Origin of the sequence: Bacteroides sp. 3_2_5 (genome assembly GCF_000159855.2) — a bacterium.
GTDB classification, from domain to species: Bacteria; Bacteroidota; Bacteroidia; order Bacteroidales; family Bacteroidaceae; genus Bacteroides; species Bacteroides fragilis.
On record NZ_JH636043.1, the window covers coordinates 252,415 to 276,772 of the forward strand.

General features: G+C 44.4%; 25 protein-coding genes and 1 riboswitch. Of the genes, 15 read left to right on the top strand and 10 right to left on the bottom strand.

From position 1 onward, the window contains the following. The first annotated feature begins 32 nt into the window (after positions 1-32). The 3 genes from BSHG_RS18930 to BSHG_RS18920 all read left to right on the top strand — a co-directional run bounded on the left by BSHG_RS18930 (position 33) and on the right by BSHG_RS18920 (position 4,672). Positions 33-2,192, top strand: coding sequence for a VapE domain-containing protein (locus tag BSHG_RS18930; protein ID WP_005797910.1), 2,160 nt, complete (start codon positions 33-35; stop codon positions 2,190-2,192). Positions 2,193-2,697: 505 nt separating this feature from the next. Continuing rightward, a complete protein-coding gene (locus tag BSHG_RS18925; protein ID WP_005790538.1) occupies positions 2,698-4,224 on the top strand; it encodes a Spi family protease inhibitor in 1,527 nt (508 codons plus the stop codon). Between the two features lie 4 nt (positions 4,225-4,228). Beyond that, a complete protein-coding gene (locus BSHG_RS18920; RefSeq protein ID WP_010993437.1) occupies positions 4,229-4,672 on the top strand; it encodes a BACON domain-containing protein in 444 nt (147 codons plus the stop codon). A 200-nt stretch (positions 4,673-4,872) separates the two neighbouring features. Here the strand turns inward: BSHG_RS18920 and BSHG_RS18915 are convergent, their stop codons facing one another. After that, a complete protein-coding gene (locus BSHG_RS18915; protein WP_005790540.1) occupies positions 4,873-5,118 on the bottom strand; it encodes a DUF4248 domain-containing protein in 246 nt (81 codons plus the stop codon). Positions 5,119-5,385: 267 nt separating this feature from the next. Between BSHG_RS18915 and BSHG_RS18910 the strand changes: the two genes are divergently transcribed. Further along, positions 5,386-5,856: an HU family DNA-binding protein gene (locus BSHG_RS18910; protein ID WP_005802390.1), complete on the top strand. Its 471-nt coding sequence runs from the start codon at positions 5,386-5,388 to the stop codon at positions 5,854-5,856. 33 nt (positions 5,857-5,889) lie between these two features. After that, a complete protein-coding gene (locus tag BSHG_RS22910; RefSeq protein ID WP_149245169.1) occupies positions 5,890-5,985 on the top strand; it encodes a smalltalk protein in 96 nt (31 codons plus the stop codon). Between the two features lie 84 nt (positions 5,986-6,069). Here the strand turns inward: BSHG_RS22910 and rpiA are convergent, their stop codons facing one another. From rpiA to BSHG_RS18900, 3 genes are read right to left on the bottom strand one after another with little or no spacing between them, the layout of a single operon-like run. After that, entirely contained in the window at positions 6,070-6,771 is a 702-nt protein-coding gene (gene rpiA / locus BSHG_RS18905) for a ribose 5-phosphate isomerase A (protein WP_005790542.1), read from the bottom strand. A gap of 29 nt (positions 6,772-6,800) precedes the next feature. Continuing rightward, positions 6,801-6,941 (bottom strand): hypothetical protein, encoded by a 141-nt coding sequence (locus tag BSHG_RS21060; protein WP_005790543.1) that lies wholly within the window; start codon positions 6,939-6,941, stop codon positions 6,801-6,803. Next, the gene (locus tag BSHG_RS18900; RefSeq protein WP_008657424.1) at positions 6,922-7,926 is read right to left on the bottom strand and encodes a DUF3843 family protein; all 1,005 of its coding nucleotides are present in this window, start codon (positions 7,924-7,926) and stop codon (positions 6,922-6,924) included. The genes BSHG_RS21060 and BSHG_RS18900 overlap by 20 nt, the downstream gene beginning before the upstream one ends. Before the next feature lie 72 nt (positions 7,927-7,998). Between BSHG_RS18900 and BSHG_RS18895 the strand changes: the two genes are divergently transcribed. From BSHG_RS18895 to BSHG_RS18880, 4 genes are all read left to right on the top strand, one after another. Continuing rightward, positions 7,999-8,532: a GNAT family N-acetyltransferase gene (locus tag BSHG_RS18895; RefSeq protein ID WP_005802386.1), complete on the top strand. Its 534-nt coding sequence runs from the start codon at positions 7,999-8,001 to the stop codon at positions 8,530-8,532. Between the two features lie 157 nt (positions 8,533-8,689). After that, positions 8,690-9,043, top strand: a complete 354-nt coding sequence (locus BSHG_RS18890; protein WP_032497322.1) for a helix-turn-helix domain-containing protein — start codon at positions 8,690-8,692, stop codon at positions 9,041-9,043. Further along, a complete protein-coding gene (locus tag BSHG_RS18885) occupies positions 9,030-9,767 on the top strand; it encodes an ImmA/IrrE family metallo-endopeptidase (protein ID WP_005797919.1) in 738 nt (245 codons plus the stop codon). Before BSHG_RS18890 ends, BSHG_RS18885 begins: the two co-directional genes overlap by 14 nt. Further along, positions 9,730-10,254, top strand: coding sequence for a hypothetical protein (locus BSHG_RS18880; RefSeq protein WP_008657427.1), 525 nt, complete (start codon positions 9,730-9,732; stop codon positions 10,252-10,254). Before BSHG_RS18885 ends, BSHG_RS18880 begins: the two co-directional genes overlap by 38 nt. Positions 10,255-10,391: 137 nt before the next feature. Here the strand turns inward: BSHG_RS18880 and ruvA are convergent, their stop codons facing one another. Then, the gene (ruvA, locus tag BSHG_RS18875; RefSeq protein ID WP_008657429.1) at positions 10,392-10,997 is read right to left on the bottom strand and encodes a Holliday junction branch migration protein RuvA; all 606 of its coding nucleotides are present in this window, start codon (positions 10,995-10,997) and stop codon (positions 10,392-10,394) included. A 158-nt stretch (positions 10,998-11,155) separates the two neighbouring features. Between ruvA and BSHG_RS18870 the strand changes: the two genes are divergently transcribed. The 5 genes from BSHG_RS18870 to BSHG_RS18850 all read left to right on the top strand — a co-directional run bounded on the left by BSHG_RS18870 (position 11,156) and on the right by BSHG_RS18850 (position 17,687). Further along, entirely contained in the window at positions 11,156-12,055 is a 900-nt protein-coding gene (locus tag BSHG_RS18870; RefSeq protein ID WP_005790557.1) for a diaminopimelate dehydrogenase, read from the top strand. Between the two features lie 141 nt (positions 12,056-12,196). After that, positions 12,197-12,847, top strand: a complete 651-nt coding sequence (trhA, locus tag BSHG_RS18865; RefSeq protein WP_008657434.1) for a PAQR family membrane homeostasis protein TrhA — start codon at positions 12,197-12,199, stop codon at positions 12,845-12,847. 123 nt (positions 12,848-12,970) lie between these two features. Then, positions 12,971-13,154: riboswitch (cobalamin riboswitch) on the top strand. Positions 13,155-13,187: 33 nt separating this feature from the next. After that, the gene (locus tag BSHG_RS18860; protein ID WP_005790561.1) at positions 13,188-15,581 is read left to right on the top strand and encodes an anaerobic ribonucleoside triphosphate reductase; all 2,394 of its coding nucleotides are present in this window, start codon (positions 13,188-13,190) and stop codon (positions 15,579-15,581) included. A gap of 6 nt (positions 15,582-15,587) precedes the next feature. Continuing rightward, entirely contained in the window at positions 15,588-16,046 is a 459-nt protein-coding gene (gene nrdG / locus BSHG_RS18855; protein WP_005790564.1) for an anaerobic ribonucleoside-triphosphate reductase activating protein, read from the top strand. Positions 16,047-16,280: 234 nt separating this feature from the next. Further along, positions 16,281-17,687, top strand: coding sequence for an MFS transporter (locus BSHG_RS18850; protein WP_008657439.1), 1,407 nt, complete (start codon positions 16,281-16,283; stop codon positions 17,685-17,687). Between the two features lie 164 nt (positions 17,688-17,851). On the opposite strand, the gene BSHG_RS18845 is transcribed toward BSHG_RS18850, so the two are convergent. Beyond that, entirely contained in the window at positions 17,852-18,940 is a 1,089-nt protein-coding gene (locus BSHG_RS18845) for a 2-aminoethylphosphonate--pyruvate transaminase (protein ID WP_005790568.1), read from the bottom strand. A 5-nt stretch (positions 18,941-18,945) separates the two neighbouring features. Further along, the gene (phnX, locus tag BSHG_RS18840; protein ID WP_005797923.1) at positions 18,946-19,737 is read right to left on the bottom strand and encodes a phosphonoacetaldehyde hydrolase; all 792 of its coding nucleotides are present in this window, start codon (positions 19,735-19,737) and stop codon (positions 18,946-18,948) included. Positions 19,738-19,933: 196 nt separating this feature from the next. Between phnX and BSHG_RS18835 the strand changes: the two genes are divergently transcribed. After that, a complete protein-coding gene (locus BSHG_RS18835; protein WP_005790572.1) occupies positions 19,934-20,812 on the top strand; it encodes a hypothetical protein in 879 nt (292 codons plus the stop codon). Between the two features lie 127 nt (positions 20,813-20,939). On the opposite strand, the gene rseP is transcribed toward BSHG_RS18835, so the two are convergent. Genes rseP through BSHG_RS18820 form a run of 3 tightly spaced genes read right to left on the bottom strand, consistent with a single transcriptional unit; the run spans position 20,940 to position 24,344 of the window. Continuing rightward, the gene (gene rseP / locus BSHG_RS18830; protein ID WP_005790574.1) at positions 20,940-22,295 is read right to left on the bottom strand and encodes an RIP metalloprotease RseP; all 1,356 of its coding nucleotides are present in this window, start codon (positions 22,293-22,295) and stop codon (positions 20,940-20,942) included. Between the two features lie 19 nt (positions 22,296-22,314). Then, entirely contained in the window at positions 22,315-23,481 is a 1,167-nt protein-coding gene (locus BSHG_RS18825) for a 1-deoxy-D-xylulose-5-phosphate reductoisomerase (protein ID WP_005802379.1), read from the bottom strand. Positions 23,482-23,483: 2 nt separating this feature from the next. After that, on the bottom strand, positions 23,484-24,344 hold the full coding sequence (locus BSHG_RS18820; protein ID WP_005817352.1) for a M23 family metallopeptidase: 861 nt from the start codon (positions 24,342-24,344) through the stop codon (positions 23,484-23,486). Positions 24,345-24,358: the final 14 nt, after the last annotated feature.

The window sequence follows — 24,358 nt, forward strand, 5'->3', positions numbered from 1 at the left end:
CAAAGATTTATGTTAAACTTAAAAAATGAAAGATGAAAAGCATTAGTATTACCACTTACAGGGGTTTCAGCAAAGTGAAAGGGAAATGTTCACTGCAGGAATTGATCGGATGGGTACGGAGCAGACAATACGCCAACCTGATAGAGAAAATAGGAAGGCTGGTCAGTGAAGGAAAAACCAAGGAGGCGGAGAATGTGAAGCGGCAACTGGACTACTTCACCGTCACGGCAAACTATCATGAATGCAGGCTGGCGCACAGCATAGCCGCATACAACGACACCAGCACCATCGACATCGACAAGCTGCGGGAAGAGGAACTGGAACGCATACGGGCCCTGATAGAAGCCGACGAAGCGACGCTCGCCTGTTTCCTCACCGCCAAGCAGCACGGTTTCAAAATTCTGGCTTACCTGACAGACCTTGAGGCGGAGGCGTGGAGAAACTCGTTCTTCAAGACAGCAACCATCACCTACGACAGACTGGAACAGTATCACGCAGGCATCTACGAACTGACCCGGAAACACTACGAGAAACTGCTGCAAACAGAGGTGGACACCAGCGGAAAAGACTTGTCGAGAGGTGTCTTCGCCTCGTATGACCCGAAGGCGTTTTACTCTGCCGAAAGGGTGGCACGCATCCCCGAACGGACACTCACCATCGAAGCTCCCGAACCTGCACAAAGGGGAAGGAAGAAAAAGAAAGAACCCGAAACGGGACAGACGGGAGATATCAGCGCCTATACGTGTATGGAATTCAACAAATGCCTCTGCTCCACGCAAAGGCTGATGAAATATACGGAAGGAAGCCGCAATTCGTTCCTCTTCACCCTGGGAAACAAATGTTTCCGAAAAGGGCTCGAAGAGTCGGAAGTGAAGCGCCTGGCGGCGGAAAGGCTGGGAGACGGAGGAGGGATGGACACGGACACACCCATCGGAAACGCCTACACATATACCGACAGGACGGAACGGGCAGAGGAGAAGAAAAAGATACCACTCGTGGAACAGGTGATAGATTATCTGAACAAGAATTATGCTTTCAGGCGAAACACGGTGCTCGACCGCCTCGAGATGTGCGACTTATCCCAAACGGAAGAGAAATCTTTCTATGCCATGCGGAACAAGGATTTCAACTCCATCTTCCTGAACATCAGCAGACAGGGCATAGCTTATCCGCTCAACAGCCTGAAATCGGTCATCGACTCGGACTATTCACCGGAGTTCAACCCCTTCACGCACTACTTCGAAGGAAATGCCCGGTGGGACAGGAAGACTGACCACATCAGAAAACTGGCGGACACCATACAGGCGGAAGATCAGGAGTTCTGGAGGGAGGGATTCCGGCGGTGGATCGTGGCCATGGTGGCCTCGGCCCTCCGACCGGGCAAAGCAAACCAAGAAGCACTGGTGTTGCACGGAGCACAGGGAAAAGGAAAAAGTACCTGGATAAGGCATCTGCTGCCTCCGGAACTGGCAGAATATTACCGAAACGGAATGATAGATCCGGCAAACAAGGACGACCTCTTACTGCTGTCCACCCGCCTGCTGATCAACATGGAAGAGTTTGAGGGTGTGAAAACGGGGGACATCGCCGAACTAAAACGAATCATCGGGCAAGAAAACGTCACCATCCGGAAAGTGTATGACACCCAGGCACAACTGTATCCACGCAGGGCATCGTTCATCGGAAGCACCAACAACATGCAGTTCCTCAAGGATTACGGAGGAAACCGACGCTTCCTGGTCATTCCTGTAAAGACCATCGACTACCGCACCCCGGTAGACCACAAAGGGGTGTACGCGCAGGCGGTGCAACTGATAGAGGACGGTTTCCGCTATTGGTTTGAAGGAAACGAGATAGACGACATCAACACCCGAAACGAACGCCACCGCATGAAAGACCCACTGGAAGAGAACCTGTATGTTTACTTCCGTCCGGCAGGAGAAAAGGACTTTGAGGTGAAATGGAAACCCGCCGCCGCAATACTGGCTACTCTATCTGTATACGGACGGACACAGGCCAACGCGCAAACGCAACAAGTGTTGGTACAGATTCTGGAAAGGGATGCCTTCGGCAAGCGTGTAAACATCCATGGCATCACGGAGTATGCCGTAGTGGAACTCACACAACAGGAGGTGAGCGAAAACTTCAGGAAAAGGGAGAAGGGAAAGGAAATGGATGAACTCCCGTTTTAAAAGTACCGGAGGGAAGGAAATAGAAGAGAAATGCCCCGTAAGAATATATGTAATCGAAATAACATATATTCTTACGGGGCAGGACATATATTGGCGTTTTATTGACAAAAAGATATTAGCTATTTTAATTAGACTCCACACCTACTACAAACGACATACATATCAACAATTTTATCCTTATAGGCTTGACATATGAACAACACAACAACTCCCAATTCAAACCTTGTAATGGATTCTAATGATTCAGTTAAATATATTCAGATAGTATTATTCTATTAAAAACAACATATTTAAGAACAATGTAGAATAATCCAATAATTGTATTTTTCAAAAACAACTTTCATCTGGGTCGCAAATACCTAAATTTAGGTATTTGCGACCCAGATGAAAGTTCGTATTTTTGTATTCAGAAACTATTTAGGATTCATTAATATTTATACATTCATATTATTATTGGTTTCATTAAACCTTAGCAAACTATTTATTCATCATTAATAAAAAAACTATGAAGTATTATCTGCTGTTTTATTCACTTATTTTTTTATTTATTTTTTGTTCGTGTTACGATGAATCTCTTAATTTTGATCATGATATAATCCAAAAAGATCTTGATTCCAATTACACCTTTATTATGAACGAAGCAGATGCTCTAGATCTTGTTTCGTATTTTATAAATAGTATGGAAAACAGCCCAGCCACTCGAGTAGCTTCTTTAGATACCAGAGAAGTTGAAGGCATTGTTACCTTTCCTAAAACAAGGGCAAATCTCCTTCCGGAATGGTTACAAGAGTTCAATAAGAGATTTTATATTGTAAATATGAAAAATGACAAGGGATATGCTATAATTTCTAAAGACGAACGTGCATTCCCATTTTATGCTATTTTAGATCATGGACGGTTTAACTTTAATAGCATTGATTCTGTTTCAACATCTATCTATCAAGGATTTATAAGAAGAAATAAGATAGATATTGAAAGATCAGATTCTCTATATTTAAACAAATCATTATTTCCCTTAACGCGTAGTAGCTTAGATGATAAAACCTTTTTTCAAATCAAAGAATTAAAGAAAGGACTATTCCGTGGGTTTGGAAGATCTTCTAATTATCTTCTAAAAACGAGATGGACTCAAAATGTTACGAGACCCAATATTTATTTGCAAAAAAGTGGAGCAACCTATTATGATGTATATGGTAATACCACGAGAAGCGCTACAATAAATACAGGTGATGGTAGTATTCAAAGTACAAGATTATTTGGTTGTACTCCAGTTGCTTTTGGTCAAGTTTTGTATGGACTAAGAAGTCATAAAGGTGTCAAAGATTTATGCTATTCTAATGGACAACCAGTCTTATGGGACAGAATGGAAAAAGGTATGAATCCAGAGGTTGAACGTTTTCTAGGCTGGATCACAATGAACTGTTCTCCAAAAGTTGTTGATATTACTTTTTTAGGAACTTCATTAACTAAACCCGGAGTAATGGTCCACAATGTAGATGCAAAAAATTTTATTAAAAAAATTCTAGGAGATTATTTAGATATTCAATATGATAATTGCGTTATATGGGCTGGTGATTTAAATGGCTTTACAGGAAATAATGAAGGAAAAAAAATCGCAGAAAAGTTTTATACAACAAATAAAGAATGTTTTGCAATATTCACCGGATCCCAAAAGACAATGCCTTCCGACTACCACAGTTACGTTGTCGACAGAATGTGTGAAATTCTAATGAAACATAGAGGGGTAATTGTTACGCCGAAGGAAATTGTTGAGAGCTTTACACCAACACAAACCAATATAATGAAAGAACAAGGATTGTTAGTAATAGAGACTAATCCTAATCGCATTATCTATCATGAACCTTATTCAGTGACAATTTGTCATGTAAACTATGGCTGGGGAAATAAACATAATGGTTATTATTATTATTTTAATGAGAGAACCGATGGTGGATTAAAATATGAAGGTAATGAAGGGTTTAATAATAATTTCAACCACAATCTTGCTTATACTATTATAACTCCGAAATAAAGTAATGAAAGAATTAAAAAGACAGAACCAAATGGAAATATTAAAAAAAGGATATAAAATCTTTGTACTATTATTCAGTATAATTATTATTGCCTATTCTTGTAGAGACGGTGGAGTAGCCGCTGTGGTTAATTTCAAGCCGAATCCTATCCGATTTTCAAAAGAAGGGGGAGAATATACCATCAAGGTCAAAGGGAGTCGCGGTCCGCAATGGGATTACACCAACTGTACCACCCATTCAGGTAAGGAGGAAACAATGAAAATGGATACCATTGATAATATTGTTCATATAAGCAATGATTGGATTGAGTTTATGTTTAATTCTGGAGCAAATTGTAAATACATTGATGTGAAAGTAAAGCCGAATAATTCTGATATGAGAAGAAGTTTGATATTCAATGTCTGGAGTGTCGCTTTACCTACACAACTGGCTGTTTATCAAGATTAAAATAAAAAAGCTTCGTTACCACAAAAGAGAAAAGTACGAACAAAATTTATTCCGGCTACTTTTATCTGTTTGATTGCTGAATACATACAGATGATAAAGGTATTTGTATCATCTTATTTTTGAACTTGTGCATAAATTGCACAAGTTCAACTTCTTATCAAATCCTCCGAACCAATACCGGTATTGGTTTCTCTCTAATTTTATGCTCCCGGTTCTCCCATATATCGAAAGATCAGACGAACTTCCTTGGGCGTAAATGAATGGCGGTATTTATAGTATCCCACCTCCTCGAGCGCAGCCATCAGGAGTTTGTTGTGCCGCATCCAACGGCTGAGATTATTGAGGGCGGCATTTTCAGACAAATGGGGTGCATAAAGCAGAGCCAACTCGACTTTTGTATATACACGGATAGGAAACTCTCTCTCGTCATCTTCTAAATCTTTCATGTTTTTCAATTTTAAATTAATAAATAATCGGAACTTTACAATAGCATAAAGATAACAAAAACAAACGACATATCATAGCAGAAGCCATACTATTTCACAAAACATTCATTGATTTTCAATCTTTTATCCATACCGCCTCAACCCACGTCAACAAGCACAAAGCAGAGGTTACAAAGCGGTATCTTTGACATACCGGAAGAAAGGAAAAGAGCTCGTCCGACCTTCCGGATGCATTCTTAATTATTAACCATAAAAAACTATCAGACAATGGCAGTTCCATACAAAAAAATCGCGAGAAAAGATCCGCGAAAAACGGATGCTATAGAGAAATTTTATCCGCAACTGGTCACTTTAGGCCAAAGCGCAAGCCTGGAAAGCATTGCGTACGAAATGAAGGAGAAAAGTTCGTTATCATCGGGAGATATTAAAAGCGTACTCACCAATTTTGTAGAAGCAATGCGCACCTCCCTCTATAACGGACAATCAGTCAATATCCGGGATTTTGGAGTATTCAGCCTTTCGGCACGCACCAAAGGGGTGGATACGGAAAAAGAATGTACGGCCAAAAACATAATGGCAGTGAAAATAAACTTTCGTCCGTCATCGAGTGTACGTCCGAACCTGACATCGACCCGAGCCGGTGATAAAATCGAATTCATCGATATCAAAGCCGCACTGGAAGGTAAAGAATCTGAAAAAGGTGGAGACGGAGACATTGTGGATGACCCGACGGCATAAATCAGGATTACATAGAAAGGAGGTGTTGAAGAAATGAAAAAGTCAGGCTGGAGTACGGTTCTAAAGGTAATGATCGCAGTGGCATCTGCCATACTGGGAGTCCTTGGAGGTAATGCAATGAACTTGTAGGCAACGAAAACTAAATGGGAGAGGTGATATCCGCGTGGTATCACCTTTCCCATTTAGTTTTCATACTATCAACCGCTTCCGATCTTATTTTGCTACCATCACCTCGACATCATATCCCATAAACAATCCATTCTCGACAACTCCTGTGATTGATTTTATCTCTTTCTCGAGAGACGAATGAATATTGCCGAACCAGGCATCGAGAATCAGATTTCCATTTTCGGTAATTACAGGACCGTCTTTACCTTTAGCAAGCCTCAACTCCGTACGCAAAGCTCCCATAGTAAGCACTTCCCGCTCCACATAAGGCAGAGCCATCGGAAACACTTCGATAGGAACAGGAAAACGGCTTCCCAGAAAAGAAACCTGCTTGCTTTCGTCCACCAAAATGAAAGTACGATTGCTGCTGCATATCAAAAGTTTCTCCTTGAATAACGCTCCGCCTCTACCTTTGATCAGGTTATGATCGGGATCTACTTCATCGGCGCCGTCGAACGTCCAATCGGGGCGACACATCCATAAAGTAGTCTGCGGAATGCCCAAACGGACACACTCCATCGATATCTCCATCGAGGCAGGGATCACGGTGACATGCAGATTCTCCGTACGTATCCTTTCGGCAATAGCGAGCAATGCCAGATATACGGTCGATCCGGAACCTGCCCCAATAATCTCCCCTTCTTGCACACGCATGGCAATCATACGGGCTAACTGCTCCTTACTCTCCCGGTTGGTGATCGTGTCCGACCATTGGAGATGCTCCACCAAGCTACTTTCCCATTTCATACTAACACTTGTTTATAACAGGTAACAACTTATTTCACCCTACGGTTCAGTTGGTTATTGGCTTTTGAGGGCTTTGATTTTCCGATCCGTTTACCGGAAGGTTTCTTACCTCCCGAGGCTTTGGGCCGTCCGCTACCCGGACGGGCACTACTATTTCCGCTCTTCTTCATAAAAATCTTCATTATAATATTTGCCTAAATATCTGCGGGCTATAAAATCCCAGTTCTCGTGCAACACCCTCCTGCCATCCTCAAAAGGAAAAGTGACCTCGGACAATAAATCATGCTGCATGGCATAGTGCAACAAGTCGATGGGACAAAGTCCGGGAACATAAAGCAACTCGGCCCCTTCTTGTTCGGCAATCCCGGGATTATATGTCGAGTTTCGTTCATCCCGGAAGCAAGCACCGATATTGGGAGCAAGCAAGATGCCTTTCGGATTGGCAAAAAATACAAAATTTTCTTCATCGGCCAATTCGGGCATTAACGAATCGTCTTCGTCGGCCCACTCCAACGCATCGACACAGAAACGGCGCAAGCCCGCATAATCCTCAAAATAGACAAGCTGCTTCCCTTGGGTGGCATTCAGGAACTTGGTCACATCATGGGGAAGCTCCATTTCTGGGAAAATATCCAAAACAGGTCCCGGAGGAGGCAACAGGGCACGAATCTCCGGAAGCCAGTCCATCGACTCGTCATCGGTAAGAGGGGCTTGTTCAAAATGGGCTTCAAGTAGCGCATAAATATCAGTCGCAAGTCGAAGCAGAGATTTATCCGTCGGATTCCAAGGAACCGGAGAATCGTCTGTGACAGGAGAAAGAAGCGACCATAACAGGAACGACACATCCTCAAAATTTATTTCATCATCGGCATACGCCCCTGTCAGGGTATAAAAGGGCAGAAAACGCCCGTACAACCGCTTGTGCAACCGGATGAACTTATTCCATCCACCGGAATTATTCACACAATCTTCCAGATACCAGGTGAAATAAAGAACGGCCCGGTTTTTATGAATCATCTGTCCGGTAAGCTCCGACTTCTCAAATAGGGGCAGCAGCCTGTTGGCAAAATCGACATACCATTGATCGGTATCTGCCGATTGCGGACGCGGATGGACTTCCATCCACAGTTGACGATATATTTTTTGCAGTTTCATGAATTGGAGTGTTGATTTACGGAAACAAATGTACTTCTTTTCTGATAAGATTGGCTACATTTGCACCAATTTATGAACTTTACGGCAATGGATATTACGCTCAGAACGCTCACGGAAAACGACTTGCCTTTTGTAAAAGACATCTACGACTATTATACCCTCCACACGACAGTGGTGTACTTTGTACACTGCGCCAGCATCGACGAACTAAAAAACTACATACCCGTAGGCGATCCCGTCTACCGGTCGTTCATCATTGAAACTCCCGAAGGAGCACCCTGCGGATTCTGCTATTTCGCACGCTTCAAGCCCCGAGAAGCCTTCCGCATCTCGGTAGAGCTGACCCTCTACCTGAAACCGGAGTTTACAGGAAGAGGATATGGAAAACAAGCCATACTCCGACTGGAAGAGATCATCCGCCAAGAAGGCTTCAGCAACATAATGGCACTGATTTCGGGAGAGAACGAAGCCAGCATCCGCCTGTTCGAAAAATGCGGTTTCGAATGTTGCGCAAACATCCGGCAGGTAGCGGAGAAGTTCGGCAAAAAACTGGATTTGAGGATGTATCAGAAAATTATTTCAGACAATTCACATCTCACTCCCTGAAAGCCGATGATAGAAACACATCCACACAAGAAGTTCTCTTCAAATCTGAAAGCACGATTAGATAAAGAACTATAAATGAGCAAACATTGTGTGGCAATATTTGTATATACAAGAAATTATCGGTACTTTTGCCACAGAAATCAGAAGAAGAGCAGTAATGAAAACGGTTAATCAAATTATTGGAGAGAATCTAAAAAAAATTAGAGAGTTATCCGGTTTTACGCAAGAACAAGTAGCCCAATCTATTAAGATAGAACGCTCTACTTACAGTAATTATGAAGGAGGAACCAGAGAGATTCCTTATACCATTTTGGAAGATATCTCAAATTTATTCGGTTGTGAACCTTTTATATTGTTTGAGGACAATATTCAGACGAATAATGAAATTATGGCTACAGCTTTCAGAATTTCAAATTTAGGAGAAAATGATTTGAAAGAAATAGCAGCTTTCAAAGATATCGTAAAGTCTTATCTCAAAATGGAACGCATTGCCCAAAATGAAGCCGAATAAGTTTATCATAGAGAAGCAAGTCTCAGAGTTTCGTATGGACAATGGACTTAGCGCTACGGAGCCTATCACTTTGAAAAGCTTACTTTTGAAACTAAACATACTCACTGTTTTCAGACCTTTATCCGACAACTTCTCAGGAATGTGTTTGAAAGATAATTCAGAGCACCGTTTCATGCTTATCAATTCTAATCAACCACGAGGAAGGCAACACTTTACGATAGCTCACGAATTATACCACCTTTATATAGAGAAAAAACCGACTCCTCACAAATGTAATCCGGGATGTGCCAGCAAAGATCCGATAGAACAATGTGCCGACATGTTTGCTTCCTCTCTATTAATGCCGGAGGGCGGTATATGCCAGTTAATACCCGAAATGGAATTAAAAACCAAAAACATTTCGATGGCAACAGTCCTAAAACTTGAACACTATTTTTCCGTTTCCCGTTCCGCTTTATTGTATAGATTACAAAATATCGGACTTATAACAGAAAGTACACGTTCCCAATTGGCAGAAATAAAAGTAAAATACTCTGCCAAATGTTTTGGATATGACACAGCTTTATACGAACCGGCCAACGAAGGACTGGTTATCGGTGATTTTGGTGAAAAAGCCCGCAAGCTATTCGAACAGGAGAAAATTTCAGAAGGTCACTATATAGAGTTACTCCATAAAATAAACATCAATGGAACACAAGAAAACGAAGATAGTACTCGATGCTGATGTAATTATCCATTTCATGGAGGCTAATTATTTCTCAATATTACCCGATATATTTCCTGAGTACGAATACTTGATATTGGATGTGGTATATAATGAAATTTCCCAAAATTCCGGTACAAAAGATTTTATAGATAAATATCTCCATTTCTTCCCTAAATTGAAAAAAGAAGTTTTTTCCCCAAAGAGGGAATCAATGAAAGAGTTCTTTTTATTGCAACGCACTCTGGGAAAAGGAGAAAGTGCATGCATGATCTATTGCAGGGACAACCGAGACGTATTGGGAAGCAGTAACCTGAAAGACATAAAAGAATATTGCTCCAAGAATAATATTACCTATCTGACTACACTTGATTTTTTATATTATGCTTACTGCAGAAAGAAAATGACAGAGCAGGAGTGTAAGGAATTCATGCAGGAAGTAAATAATGCGGGAAGCAAACTTCCAATCATCGATATAACCCAATATACATGTACCGTACAAATTTAAACTCACACATTTCAAGAAAACAAGGCCAACACAACGACAAAGCCCTATCGCAGATTACATAAACAATCACATTCCTTTCCTCTGCGCTGTAACTCTATTATGCAATCTGCGACAGCAATGCCCCCCTCCGTCCGTTCTCAAAGTCTTTTTAAAGCCAGCTTAATGACTTTCTCCACCGGAGCATCGGGTTCTTCTTTCAATATGGCAAGCACCGCCTTCTGTGAAGGTGTAGCGGCAAATCCGAGCATGGTCAATGCAGCGATGGCCTCTTCCTGTACTTCCGCATTCATTGCCGGCAACAAAGCACCGGCAGCACCTCCCACGGCAGTTGCAGCCATGGCACCGGTTTTAATTTTATCTTTCAAATCGACAATGACACGCTGTGCGGTCTTCAGTCCGATACCTTTCACCGTCTTCAGCATATTGGCATTTTCGGTACTGATCACATTCACCAATTCGGCCGGTGAAAGAGCAGAAAGAATCATACGGGCCGTGTTTCCTCCAATACCCGAAACGGAAATCAGCAGCAGGAAAAGTTCCCGTTCCTGCTTGTCGGCAAAGCCATATAAAACGTAAGCATCTTCGCGGATGGCTTCGTAGATATAGAGTTTACAACTGCTCTTACCCTGAATGGCAGAATAAGTGTTGAGTGATATATTAACGGCATATCCTAATCCGTTACAATCGATAACTGCGGTTGCCGGACTCAGTTCGGCAATTTCGCCTTTGATGTATTCTATCATAATGGTTATAATCAGAACGCAAAGATAATAAATATTGTGCTTCACGAACCTTGAATAACAAAAACTAACTTTAACACCCTTAAGAGACCTGAAAACAAAGAAAATGACTAATTTTGCAACCGAAATAAAGAAATGTGTTAAACAAAACCAATAAAAAGATGAAAAAAGTAAGAGCAGCCATCGTAGGTTATGGCAATATTGGTCGTTATGTGCTGGAAGCCCTCCAAGCGGCTCCCGATTTTGAGATAGCAGGTGTGGTTCGTCGTGCAGGTGCCGAGAACAAACCGGCTGAACTGAATGATTACGCAGTAGTTAAAGATATAAAGGAACTTCAGGGAGTAGACGTGGCTATTCTTTGTACTCCGACCCGCAGCGTTGAGAAATACGCAAAAGAGATTCTCGCAATGGGCATCAACACAGTAGACAGCTTTGATATTCATACAGGCATCGTTGACTTGCGTCGTGAACTGGGTGCTTGCGCCAAAGAACACGGAGCTGTATCGATCATCTCGGCCGGATGGGATCCGGGAAGCGACTCGATCGTACGCACCATGCTCGAAGCAATCGCCCCCAAAGGAATCACTTACACCAACTTCGGTCCGGGTATGAGTATGGGCCATACGGTAGCCGTCAAAGCTATCGATGGAGTGAAAGCGGCTTTATCGATGACTATCCCTACCGGAACAGGTATTCATCGCCGTATGGTATACATCGAACTGAAAGACGGATATAAATTCGAGGAAGTGGCAGCAGCCATTAAATCGGACGCTTATTTCGTTAACGACGAGACACACGTAAAACAAGTGCCGAGCGTAGACGCACTGCTGGACATGGGGCACGGTGTAAACCTGACCCGCAAAGGTGTATCCGGAAAAACCCAGAACCAACTGTTCGAATTCAATATGCGCATCAACAACCCCGCACTGACCGCACAGGTATTGGTATGCGTAGCACGTGCTTCGATGAAGCAGCAGCCGGGATGTTACACCATGGTGGAAGTTCCGGTTATCGATCTGCTTCCGGGCGACCGTGAAGAATGGATCGGCCACCTGGTATAAAAAAGCCAAGTGTCTGATACAAACTATTTCCAAAGACAAGGAAAGGACGACCGTAGATTCTCTTTTTAATTATCACCGATAATCGAAAAGATAAAAATCTGCGGTCATCTTTTATTAGATAAACACTCCGGCTTACACACAATGAAGAACAAACGGTACTCACGCGGCGAAGAGCTGTCCAATACTTTAAGCCATGGCGCAGGCACCCTGCTGGGCATCACCACAGGATATTTTCTTTTGGAAAAGGCGCTCGCCAACCCTCACCCCTATTGGGCAACAGGCTGTGTACTGGCTTATCTGGTGGGGATGCTGGCATCGTACATCAGTTCGACCTGGTATCACGGCTCCAGGCCCGGCAAGCGGAAAGAACTTCTGCGCAAATTTGACCACGGCGCTATTTACCTGCACATAGCAGGGACTTACACTCCGTTCACCCTGTTAGTGCTACGCCATGCCGGCGGATGGGGCTGGGGAATCTTCACTTTTGTATGGCTGTCGGCTATTGTAGGATTCATATTAGCCTTCAAAAAACTGAAAGAACACAGCAATCTCGAGACGATCTGTTTTGTAGGGATGGGCTCTGCCATCCTGGTGGCCCTCAAACCACTAATGGACTGCCTGTCCGCCATCGGGGCCTCTCCCGCCTTCTGGTGGCTTCTCGGAGGAGGAGCTTCGTATATCATGGGAGCCGTGTTTTACTCGTTGCGAAAACCTTATATGCACGCCGTTTTCCACCTGTTTTGTCTAGGCGGAAGCATAGGCCATATCATAGCCATCTGGTTGATTCTTTAGCAAACCCGATCCGCTTTTTCTCTCCAAAAGTTTCCCGTTTTGGAAAACTTTCTGTATCAGGAAGAAAGAAAAGTTCTCCAAAAATTCTTGTTAAAACAAGAACAACTTATTGCTTTAACTGTTACCTTTGTAGCAGATTTCAGTACTAAAAAGAGGTTTAGTCATAAGGGAACGCTGTGCAAATCGGCGACAGTACCCGCTGCTGTAATTCTCTGAGAATCCGCACACTATGCCACTGCGCCCAGCGTGGGAAGGCGTTGCGAGGGAGAGATAAGTCAGAAGACCTGCTGAAAAAGTAAACATATTAAAAAAAAATCTAAAGCTTTCGGGAGTTAAAGTTATGAACTACGCGGAAATTTGTATCATCAAACGAGATGGTAAAAGGGAGGACTTCTCCATCAGTAAAATCAAGAACGCTGTATCAAAAGCGTTTAGTGCCACAGGAATCAATGATGAACAGCAATTGATTGCTGACATCACGATGAATGTAATCGGACAATTTGCATCTCCTACCATTACGGTAGAAGAAATTCAGGACCTGGTAGAAAAAGAGCTGATGAAGGTTCGTCCGGAAGTAGCCAAAAAGTACATCATCTATCGGGAATGGAGAAATACCGAACGAGACAAAAAGACCCAGATGAAGCATGTGATGGACGGTATCGTAGCCATTGACAAAAACGATGTCAACCTGAGCAACGCCAATATGAGCAGTCATACTCCCGCCGGACAGATGATGACATTCGCCTCGGAAGTAACCAAAGACTATACATATAAATATCTGTTGCCGAAACGTTTTGCCGAAGCCCACCAACTGGGAGACATCCACATCCACGACCTGGATTACTATCCTACCAAAACGACGACTTGCATCCAATATGACATGGATGACCTCTTCGAACGTGGATTCCGCACCAAAAACGGCAGTATACGTACCCCGCAAAGCATTCAAAGCTATGCTACCCTGGCTACCATTATTTTCCAGACTAACCAGAATGAACAGCACGGAGGTCAGGCCATACCGGCATTCGACTTCTTTATGGCAAAAGGTGTGAGCAAATCATTCCGTAAACACCTGGCATCATTCATCAGCTTCTATGTACAGATGAACAAGGGTGAAGAGATAGAAGAAAAGGCTATCCGTACAGTGATTGCCGAACATCTGTCGTCCATCAAAGCATCGGAACTGGAACGCGAAACGCTGCGCATGGCTCTGACTGCCCTACAGATCAATATCGACAAAGAACATCTGAACCAAATTATAGAGAAAGCATTTGTGCAGACTCAGAAAGATACGCACCAGGCCATGGAAGGCTTTATCCATAACCTGAACACAATGCACTCACGCGGCGGAAACCAGGTAGTGTTCAGTTCGATCAATTATGGAACAGACACTTCGGCCGAAGGACGCATGGTGATTGAAGAATTGCTGAAAGCAACCGTAGAGGGACTGGGCACAAGGGGAGAAGTGCCGGTGTTCCCCATTCAGATATTCAAGATAAAAAACGGAGTATCGTACACAGAAGCCGATTATGAAAAGGCTATGGCTAATTTCGATGCTGCCATGGAAGGTAAATTAAAATTTGAAGCACCCAACTTCGACTTGTTCCTGAAAGCTTGCCACACTACGGCAAAAGCACTCTTCCCTAACTTTATGTTCCTGGATGCCCCGTTCAACCAAAACGAAAAATGGGACGCCAACGACCCGCAACGTTACCGTTACGAACTGGCCACCATGGGATGCCGCACGCGTGTGTTTGAGAATGTAGCCGGCGAGAAATCGTCTTTGGGACGCGGAAACCTTTCGTTCACCACGCTGAACATGCCTCGCCTGGCCATCGAAGCCCGTATCAAAGCAGAAAACATGACGGAGGACGGACACAATAAAGATGCCGTCGAGAGAAAGGCTAAAGAAATTTTCATCGAATCGATACATGAAACGGCTACCTTGATAGCCGAACAACTCTACGAGCGATATCAATATCAGCGTACAGCCCTGGCACGCCAATTCCCCTTCATGATGGGAAATGATGTATGGAAAGGAGGAGCTGCCCTGAACCCGAACGAACAAGTAGGCGACGTGCTGCGCAGTGGTACGCTGGGTATCGGCTTCCTGGGCGGACACAATGCCATGGTGGCTCTCTATGGAGAGGGACACGGACACAGCCAGAAGGCATGGGACACCCTTTATGAAGCCGTGCTGGAAATCAACAAGGTGGCTGATGAATACAAAGCCAAATACAACCTGAACTATTCGGTACTGGCTACACCGGCCGAAGGACTTTCGGGACGTTTCACCCGTATGGACCGCCGTAAATACGGAAAAATCAAAGGAGTGACAGACAACGATTACTATGTCAATTCTTTCCATGTGGATGTAAAAGAACCGATCAGCATTGTAGAGAAAATAAAAAGAGAGGCTCCGTTCCACGCCATCACCCGCGGAGGACACATCACCTATGTGGAACTGGACGGAGAAGCCCAGAAAAACGTACGCGCCATTGCCAAGATCGTAAAAGTTATGTTTGACGAAGGAATCGGCTACGGCTCAATCAATCATCCGGTGGATACCTGCCACAATTGCGGATACAAGGGCGTGATCTACGATAAATGTCCGGTATGCCAAAGTGAGAATATTTTGCGCATGCGCCGCATCACAGGCTACCTGACCGGAGACTTGAGTTCATGGAATTCGGCCAAACGTGCAGAAGAAAAAGACCGTGTAAAGCACGGATAAGGAATCATGAACATCTTGTACACGTATCCCGAAACAATCGTTGACGGAGAAGGTATCCGCTATTCGATCTATCTGGCAGGATGCAGGCACGGCTGTCCGGGTTGTCATAACCCGGAAAGCTGGAACCCGCAAGCCGGTGAGGAACTGTCCGAAGGACGGCTGGCTTCCATCATCCGCGAAATAAACTCGAACCCGTTGCTCGACGGAGTGACTTTCTCCGGGGGCGATCCTTTTTATGATCCGGAAGCATTTTTGCCTGTCATCCGGAGAGTAAAAACAGAAACGGGACAGAATATCTGGTGCTACACAGGATATACTTACGAGGAAATAGAATCGGATCCGAAACTGGCAGCCATATTGCCCTACATAGATGTACTGGTGGACGGGCGCTTCAAACAGGAACTTTATTCACCGCATCTGGAATTCAGAGGAAGCAGTAATCAGCGGATTATCAAACTGAAATAGATATAAATAAACAAGCGTCGAAAGCACCACAGATTGCACAAATATCAATGGTTTATCGGACGGACTATCAACAATAACATTGGAAGTCGATCTGTGAAATCTGTGGTGAAGACGACCTTCCACTCCCTCCCCATCAAGTTTCAATGTGTAAAAAAACTTATATATCACTACCTCCCCCAACCGAAAAAGTCCGATTTTGTTTATTTTTGTAGCACTTCCATAAAAAAGTTCTTTATGATTCTACATACACAAACTCCGGTAGTTGACGAAACAGACGGCCTTCCTCTCCCGCACCGTATATGGGCAGTTGTCGGTATTTCTTTTGCCTTATGCATGTCGGTACTCGATATCAACATTATCAACGTGGTACTCCCGACACTTTCTCACGACTTCGGAACTTCTCCGGCAGTCACGACCTGGATTATCAACGGCTACCAGCTTGCCATTGTCATCTCTTTGCTTTCATTCTCGTCACTGGGAGAAATTTATGGATACCGCAAAATATTTCTTTCGGGAATAGCTATGTTCATCGTCACTTCCCTGATCTGCGCTTTGTCCCATTCATTTTGGACATTGACCATTGCCCGCATTTTCCAGGGATTCAGTGCTTCGGCCATTACCAGCGTCAACACGGCTCAGTTACGTACGATTTACCCCCGAAAACAAATCGGCCGGGGAATGGGGATCAATGCCATGGTAGTGGCCATATCGGCAGCAGCCGGCCCCTCGGTAGCCAGCGGAATTCTATCTGTCGCTTCCTGGCACTGGCTATTCGCTATCAACGTCCCTCTCGGATTAGTTGCCCTGACTTTGGGATTAAAGTACCTGCCCCGAAAAGAGGAACGTTCAAACAGAAAATTCGACAAGCTGAGTGCCATAGCCAATGCAATCACCTTCGGGCTCCTGATTTATACTTTGGATGGATTTGCCCACCACGAAAACAATGATTATATAGTGATACAACTTGCTGTATTGGCAGTTGTCGGGACTTATTATGTGCGCAGACAGTTGAACCAACCGTCTCCTCTCCTTCCCCTCGACCTGTTGGGAATTCCCATTTTCAGGCTTTCCATTCTTACCAGTATCTGTTCGTTCACCGCTCAAATGCTGGCAATGGTCTCTTTACCCTTCTTCCTGCAAAACTTTTTGGGATACAGCGAGGTCATGACCGGGCTATTGTTAACTCCCTGGCCTATAGCCACACTGGTGACAGCACCGGCAGCCGGATATCTGGTGGAACGCATTCATCCCGGCATACTGGGCAGCATCGGGATGGCATTGTTCTGTATCGGACTTTACTCTCTGTCTACATTAACGGCGGATTCATCGGTCACCGGCATCATCCTGCGATTGATGCTTTGTGGTGCAGGTTTCGGTCTTTTCCAGACACCGAACAACAGTACAATCATCTCTTCCGCCCCTACCCGACGTTCGGGAGGAGCCAGCGGAATGTTGGGTATGGCACGGCTCTTGGGACAGACATTCGGTACGACACTGGTTGCTTTGCTCTTCAGTTTTGTAGTACACGAGAAGAGTACGGCGGTCTGTCTGATAGCCGGCAGCGGATTTGCGTTTGTCGCAGCAGTGGTAAGCAGCATGCGGCTTTCACAACCCTCCACATTAAAGACGAAGCCCCGATAACCATCTCAATCCACGTATATCGTCCCACCGGAAGCCAGAGTAACACAAAGTGACACAGAAAGAGCTTAAGCTATTCATAATATTGATCTGTGCAAATCCGTGTTATTTTGTGGTGAATATAAGTTTCTTGAAGCCACCTCCATGTCAATCAATGAATGAAAAATTTAGTACTCAGTCTCTCTAACCACCTCCACTAGACGGGCAAAGTCCTCCGGATGTACATCTCCGATATTACCGATACGGAAAGTATCCGCTTTTGAAATTTTTCCGGGATAGATTACAAACCCCTTGGATTTAAGGGCGGTATAGAAGGCCTTAAAGTCGAATCCGGTTTTCGGATACAAGAATGAAGTGATAATAGGTGACTGGATCGCGTCATCGAGCAAAGTTACAAAACCGAGTGAACGCATACCCTCTACCAGTACCCGGTGATTCTCACAATATCTCCGGTGACGGGCCTCCACTCCACCTTCTTCAATCAGTTCGGTAAGGGCCTGCTTGAAAGCACGCACCACATGGGTCGGTGAAGTAAAACGCCATTTACCATGCCCTTTTTCCATCGTTTCCCACTGGTCGTAAATATCCAGAGAAAGAGAACGGGCTACTCCCTTACAACGCACCAGTTCCGAACGGCGGGCTATGATAAATCCGAATCCCGGAACTCCCTGGATACATTTATTGGCACTGCTGATCAGGAAATCGATTCCCAACTCACTAACATCCATCGGGATACCTCCAAAGCTACTCATAGCATCTACAATCAGTTTCTTGCCATGCATCTTCACTACATGTGCCAGCTCCTTCAACGGATTCAGGATACCGGTAGTCGTTTCGCAGTGAACGAAGGCCACATGAGTAACATCTGAATTATTGCTCAGATAGTCGTCCACATAGTCTACCGATACCTGTTCCGTTTCATCAAAAGCAAGGAGCTCGTAGTCGATATGATAATATTCGGCAATATTCCCCATCCGGTCACCATAAGCACCGTTACTGCAAATCAGAAGTTTATCATTCTTACCGATGGCAGCACCAATCACGGCTTCTACACAATAGGTTCCGCTTCCTTGCAAAAGAACAGATGTATACTCTTCCGTATTGCGGGTAGCAATGCCGACCAGCTCTTTACGCAATGCTTCGACAATGTGCAAATTATAGTCTTCATCCCATGTACACCAGTCGGTCATCATGGTTTCCTTTACAGTCTCTGAGGTAGTAAGTGGTCCGGGGGTCAATAACAAATAAGGTTTCATATCGATTAATGATTTAGTTTTGAGTTAATCAGTTGAATCAGTGCGGGAAGTTCTTCAATGCTTCGAATGACATACGAGGCTCCCGCAGCCAGCATACGTTGTTTCACTTCAGCAATACGGTTCTCGAGTTCGGCAGCCGGCAAGGCGTGCGTCTCTTCTTCGGTGAGTGCCATCTCGTTACTTCCGAGAACCACTCCCACACTCCATACTTTGGCATGTACACCTTCCTGAATATCGGCAATGGTGTCGCCTACCTTCACCACTGTATCCGGATCGGGAACCGCCAGTTTCGTGAGATTCTCAAAAATCATATAGGGAGCAGGACGACCGGCGGGCAGCAGATTCGGAGTGGCACAGTAATCCACCCGGTATCCTTTGGCCTGTGCCTCGGGCAGTACCACATCCATCATCTCGCGGGTATAGCCTGTAGTAGAACCTATTTTCAGTCCTTCGGCACGCAACTTCTCCAACGTAGGGATCACACCCGGAATAGGATCGGTATACTCTTTCAGTGAAGCAAAAAGATATTTCTCGAACAGGTGGTTCAGTTCTACGACATCCTCCTCTGTCCAGGCACGTCGATAACGGTTTATGAATTGTTCGTTTACTTCGGGCATAGTCAGCAATTCACGGATGTGCTGAATTTTCGGTAACCCCATAGGCTTACGAGTCTGCTCGACATCGATCGTGAGTCCCTTCCCGGCAAAAGCCTTGATGAAAGCAGCCACCGGAGCGAAACATCCGTAATCGACTGCCGTTCCTGCCCAGTCCATAATGATACATTCAATCTTTTTCATTTTATGTCTATAATTTCCTTGTTTTTGAATCTGATGCAAAAGTAGGGCATCCCGTACAGAGCAAAAATGAATTCCGCATGATTCATTTCATTCATATTCCGCACATTTCTTCCGAAATATTAATGTAACATTCATATCATGATTATATAATCCAAAAGTCATATATTTGCAATGTAAACAATGCGTCGATGTACTTATGAACGAACTGGAAGATATATACAAACGAATCGAATATCTCCGTAACAACGGAGTGAAAATGAAAGAAATAGCCGACTGGATACACATGGCTCCCAGTGTGCTGTCCGCACTCTACTCCAGTGTGCTGCCCACCTATCTGAACCTGCAAAAGACCAAGCCCCGGGAAGAGGCTCTGGACGAGGCACTGGCACTGGTAAACAATGTGTCGAAGAAACGGCTGCTCGGCAATCTGGGAGAAATGAAAGAACGGCTCTTCGATCTGGAACCCAATCAGGAAGCCAACATAACAGGAAATGCTTTTCTGAAATTACTGGAAAAGGAAATGCAGGAATCTGTGGGGGAAGTCTACAATTACAGTGGCACGTACCTGAGCTACAGCCTTTCTTCATCGACAGACAGTCTCAAGGCAGAACCCTATCTGATCTGTGCATCAGAAAACAATGATTATGTGAAAGTAGGCATGATCAATGCCTATAAATCCGTGCACTGGGGAAGTGGCATTATCAGTAATCATCAAAATTCATACCTGATGTTCAATGAACGGGAACTTCCGCAGTTTGCCCTGGTAACCATCTATCTGCAATTACCCCATTATGAGTTTCCGCATATGCTGAAAGGATTATATCTCTGTCTGGACTATAACCATAACCCGATAGCCCGGAGAATTGTCCTGGTGAAGCAATCGGACAGCACAGACATAGACGAGTTCCTGAAAATGGAAGGAAAGTTAATCTCCAGATCGGAACTGACCCCTGAAGAAGAGATCTATTATAATTATACATGCCAGGAAGGAGACTATATCAAGACTTGTACGGTACCCTCACCCAAACTGGATGAATCGGATCTGGAAAGAGAAAAAAAGATGCTGAAAATATAAAGCGACATACCCTAAAAACACCACAGGCTACTCAGATTTAGTTATTGAACAGGAGTTATCCGAATAGATCCCCCCCTGAAAACCTGAGTAGCCTATGGTAAAAAATACTTTTCCGAGAACTCTCCTATCAGAAGAAGAATCTCAATATATCATTGAAGTTAGCCCAAATCAAAAGGCCGAACAACAAAATCATACCCGCCATTTGTGCGTATTCCATAAATTTATCACTCGGTTTGCGACGGGCAATGATTTCATAGAACAGGAACAAGACGTGTCCGCCGTCCAACGCAGGAATAGGCAGAATATTCATAAAAGCAAGGATGATAGACAAGAATGCCGTCATATACCAGAACTGATGCCAATTCCAGGTTGCAGGGAAGATGCTTCCGATGGTTCCGAAACCGCCCAATTGTTTAGCTCCCTCTTTTGAGAAAAGATATTTCATGTTGCCTACATAGCCTTTCAAAGTCTTCACTCCTAATGCTACACCGGCCGGGAAGGATTCAAAGAAACCATACTCTTTCCTGATTACAGGAAGAAGTTGATCCGTATATGGATTGACCGCTACTCCTATTTTGAAAGCTGAATCCGTAGTCAAAGTCAATACATCGGTCTTTCCGTCACGCACATAAGTCAATGAGATCTGGTGCGGATTGATACTGTCATTTTGTAACGCTTTCGCATTTTGTCTTCTTTCAGCCATAGCTGCCAGGAAGTCTGTATAAGAAACCGGCTTTCCGTCGAGAGCAATGATACTGTCGCCCGGCTGGATACCGGCCATGGCTGCAGGTGAATTGACCATCACACTATCGACTACATAGGGGAAACGGAATTCGGCAAAGCGAACACTGTCACCCAACAGACGCTGCATCATATCTTCAGGGATATATACAGATGCCTTCTTACCCTCACGCAACACCGTTACCTCCCGGGCATCAGCTATCTGGCTGAGCATATCGGGATCGTAGCGTACAAAATCGACTCCGTCGGCAGACAACAAAATATCTCCGTCCTGAAATCCCACCGCTTTGGCTGTTTCATTAAAGTCCATACCCAATGGGGCCTTCTGTACGGGAATGTATTGATCACCCCACTTAAACAGAATCATTGAATAGATGAACAGAGCCAAAAGGAAGTTGAACAACACACCTCCCACCATAATCAACAGGCGCTGCCACGCAGGTTTAGAACGAAATTCCCACGGCTGTTCCGGTTGCTTCATTTGCTCGGTATCCATCGATTCGTCAATCATTCCGGCTATTTTGACATATCCCCCTAAAGGTAACCAACCGACAGCATATTCTGTCTCACTTTTCTTTGGCTTAAATTTAAATAGTGTGAACCAAGGATCAAAGAATAAACAAAACTTTTCTACCCGTACTTTGAACAGGCGGGCAAAGAGAAAGTGCCCTCCTTCGTGAATGATGACGAGCAAAGATAAGCTCATAATCAATTGCAGGGCACGGATTAAAAATGTTTCCATCAGATTATTTACAATTTATTTATTTACATATTAATTCACGGGCAATCCGGCGTGCTTCCGCATCGGTTGCCACATAGTCGTCGTAAGTAGGAGTCTGTACGAAAGACACCTGCCCCATGGTATGTTCTATCACATCACTCATGCCGAGAAAGCTGATTTCATCACGAAGAAAAGCCGCCACAACCACCTCGTTGGCCGCATTTACGATGCAAGGCATATTCCCTCCCCTATACATCGATTCATAGGCCAATGCCAGATTACGGAACCGCTTGGTATCGGGTTGCTCAAAAGTAAGGTTCGTACATTTCGAAAAATCAAGCCGGTCGAAAGACGAATTGATGCGATCGGGATAAGAGAAAGCATACTGAATGGGCAGACGCATATCGGGCATTCCCAACTGGGCCTTTATTGCTCCATCCTCAAACTGCACCATCGAATGAATAACCGACTGCGGATGTACCACCACCTCAATCTGGCCGGGCTGTACGCCAAACAACCATTTGGCTTCGATCACTTCGAACCCCTTGTTCATCATCGAGGCAGAATCAATAGTAATCTTAGCTCCCATTTCCCAATTCGGATGTTTGAGAGCCTGTACTTTTGTCACAGTCTTCAACTGTTCCATAGTACATGTACGGAAAGGACCTCCGGAAGCAGTCAGGATAACTTTCTCTATCGGATTGCCTACCTCTCCGGCCAAACACTGAAATACTGCCGAATGTTCGGAATCGACAGGAAGAATCGGTGTACGGTATTGCCGGGCTAACTGATTAATCAACTCTCCGGCAACTACCAGTGTCTCTTTATTGGCAAGGGCAATGGCTTTTCCGGCACGAATGGCATTCATGGTCGGCTTCAATCCCGCATACCCCACCATAGCGGTCAGGACTACATCGATAGGGCCGGACTCTACAATCTGGCATAACGCGGCAGCACCTGCATACACCTTAACAGGCAGGTCGCTGAGAGCCTCTTTCAGTTGGGCATATTTCTCTTCATTGGCTATAACTACAGCCTCAGGCATAAACTTACGTGCCTGGGCTATCAGGAGATCTACCTTATTATTGGCAGTCAGTGCATACACCTCGTACAGTTCGGGATGCTCTTCGATAACCTGCAAGGCCTGGGTACCAATAGAACCCGTAGAACCTAAGATAGCTATTTGTTTCTTCTTTATCTCGTTCATTATTAGAATACAATGTATTTTTCAGGATTAACCGGCCGTCCTCTGTGCCAAAGTTCAAAATGAAGATGCGGACCGGTAGTGAGCGTTCCGCTATTCCCAACCAAGGCAATAGCTTCACCTCCCTTCACAGTATCGCCTTCACGCTTCAGCAACGAACCGCAATGTTTATAGACTGATACAAAATCCTGGTTATGCTGTACCTCGATCAGGTAACCGGTTTCGGCCGTATAGGTACTCAATATGACTGTACCGTCCAAAGTGGCCAATACACTTTCGTTGGGATTGGCGGCAATATCGGTTCCAAAATGTTTCTTTTCGGCATCAAAATGATCGGAAATCATGCCACGGGTCGGACGATAAAAAATCAGTCCGTTGACATCGGGCTGTGCGGTAATAGAGGTCAGATTATATTTTTCGGTCTCTTCATATTGACGACGGAAAGCTTCTTCACGTTCGGAACGGGCAATCAGCGAATCTTCACGCATGGTGGTCAATGAATCCATTGACTGTACAGTATCCACCCGCACGGTGCCGCTGAAGATATCCTGTATATTCATGATATACATATTCTGACGGTCTACCAACTGTTGCAAAGAATCTACCCGCAAGGCATTTTCCACAACCTGAGCACGAATATCACTATTCATATATCCCGGCAAATAGTTGCGTAAAGGAGTAAAAGTGATAATGGCAGCGGCAAACAGGAAAAGCACGGTCAGAACCGAAAGTAACACGGAAAGACCATTCAGCTTGGATACATGAAGTCCCACCACCTCTTCGAGTGTATTCTCGTTGATGATAGTGAGTTTATACTTGAACTTGATATTGTTCCAAAAGGCTTTACTACGTTTCTTTTTCGGCATTATTATAGAATATC